1 protein-coding gene and 1 pseudogene are annotated in these 2442 nt (G+C 50.6%); both read right to left on the bottom strand.

Translation table 11 applies throughout. The annotated features are described in order from the left end of the window. A pseudogene (locus BM021_RS14845) lies at positions 1–1607 on the bottom strand (hypothetical protein); the annotation flags it as partial. Between the two features lie 235 nt (positions 1608–1842). Beyond that, a partial coding sequence (locus tag BM021_RS15645; RefSeq protein ID WP_371116589.1) for a calcium-binding protein occupies positions 1843–2442 on the bottom strand: 600 nt, incomplete at its 5' end.

The following is a 2442-nucleotide window of genomic DNA, read 5'->3' on the forward strand; positions in this document are numbered from 1 at the left end:
CCACCGCGACCGATCATTCGATCATTGCCATCCCCCGCCTCGAAGCGTTCTGCTGCTGATGTGCCCGTGAGGACATCATCCCCGGGAGTGCCACGTATCACACCATCATCAATAAAGTTGCTTCTGCCAAACACCACATAGCTGGATCCCGATCCGTTACCATTCGGGTCAGCACCAGAAGCACCAATAATTAAATCAGCAAAGCCGTCACCGTTGACATCCCCGGCACTACTGACTGAAATACCTGAATAATCATGCGCTGCTTCTCCATCCAGGCGGAAACCGTTGCTGCCATCGAGGCTGGATAAGTCCAGCGTGGCAGCAAAACCCGAAGCCTTGCCAAACACCACATAACTGGAACCAGAGAAATCACCGTTCGGATCAGCTCCATCAGCACCAATAATTAAATCAGCAAAGCCGTCACCATTCACATCTCCTGCACTGCTGACTGAAAAACCCGAAAAATCATCCGCCGCTTCTCCATCCAGACGAAAACCGTTAGTGCCGTCGAGACTGGATAAGTCCAGCGTGGCACTAAAAGCGGAAGCCTTGCCAAACACCACATAACTGGAGCCGGAGCTATTGCCGTTTGAATCAGCACCGAACGCACCAATAATCACATCATCAAAACCATCATTATTGATGTCTCTGGCACTGCTAACCGATTGGCCCGAAAAATCATCCGCCGCTTCTCCATCCAGGCGGAAACCGTTGCTACCGTCGAGACTGGATAGCGTCAACGTGGCATCAAAACCGGAAGCCTTGCCAAACACCACATAACTGGAGCCAGAGACACTACCGTTTGGGTCAGCAAAGCGAGCACCGATAATCAGGTCAGCAAAACCGTCGCCGTTCACGTCTCCCGCACTGCTGACCGATTCGCCCGAAAGATCGTTTACCGCCGCCCCATCCAGGCGGAAACCGTTGCTGCCATCGAGGTTGGATAAGTCCAGCGTGGCATCAAAACCCGAAGCCTTGCCAAATACCACATAACTGGAGCCGGAATCACTGCCGTTAGAGTCAGCAAAGGGAGCACCAACAATCAAGTCAGCAAGACCATCGCCGTTAACATCCCCGGCATCACTGATCGAAAAACCCGAATAATCATACGCCGCTTCTCCATCCAAGCGGAATCCATTGCTGCCATCGAGGCTGGATAAATCCAGTGCGGCATCAAAACCAGAAGCCTTGCCAAACACCACATAACTGGATCCGGCGTTGTAGTTACCGTTCACGTCAGCAAGGCGGGCACCGACAAGCAAATCAGTAAAACCGTCACCGTTGACGTCCTCGGCACTGCTAACCGGCAAACCCGAAAAATCATACGCCGCCACCCCATCCAGGCGGAAACCGTTGCTGCCATCGAGATTGGATAAATTTAGTGTGGCATCAAAACCAGAAGCCTTACCAAATACCACGTAACTGGATCCGGACTCATTGCCGTTCACATCAGTAAAGCGAGCACCGACAATCACATCATCAAAACCATCACCGTTGATATCCCCCGCATTGCTGACTGATTCGCCTGAATAATCAGCCGCCGCCCCATCAAGGCGGAAACCGTTACTACCATCGAGACTGGATAAGTTAATTGTTGGTATTGCCATGATAAGAACTCCTTCAGAAAATTCATCAATAAAACTTACTTGAAAGAAATGCTTATTGCGTTATTTGCAAATAATGAAGTGAATACTACTTTGAAAAATCCTACTGACAACCTGAGCGGTTTTGTGATGGATAGAGATGAAGGCCTCAATAACCGACATTTATCATTCCGAACGCAGTGAGGAATCTTGGGAATCAACAACATAGATTTCTCGCCGCGCTCGAAATGACGGTTTTTTAAACAAAATCCGTCGTCACATTTACGCCCACCAGCAGCACTGCCGCATCATTAAAGAAGGTATGAAAATCACCATGAACACCGCCATCTCCCCAGCCATGGCTTAATCCAACGATGCGATCGCCTTCATTGCCATTGACTCTCAGGGTATTAGTTGTATCCGACAGATTGAGCACATCCGCTGCGGTTAACGTCAAGGTATTGTCACCGGTGCCAAACAGGCGAATGGTTTCGATATCGCTGATTTTGCCGCCCATGTCAGTCAGATTCAGATTCAAGTCACTGCCGCCCAAAGCCAGGACATCGTTGCCGATGCCGCCATCAACTAAACGGAAGCCAGGGTCGGATACCCGGATATAATCATTACCTGGTTCACCCAGAAACACATCCGCACCGCCGCGGCCAATCATTCGATCATTGCCATCCCCCGCATCGAAGCGTTCCGCTGCCGGGGTACCCGTAAGGATATCATCCCCGGGCGTACCTCGTATTACACCCTCATCAGTAAAGCTGCTTCTGCCAAACACCACGTAGCTGGAGCCAGCCCCAGCAACATCGTTCTGGTCAGCAAAGGGAGCACCGATAATCACATCATCAAA

The sequence above is a fragment of the Nitrosomonas sp. Nm166 genome, assembly GCF_900112825.1.
Taxonomy (GTDB): domain Bacteria; phylum Pseudomonadota; class Gammaproteobacteria; order Burkholderiales; family Nitrosomonadaceae; genus Nitrosomonas.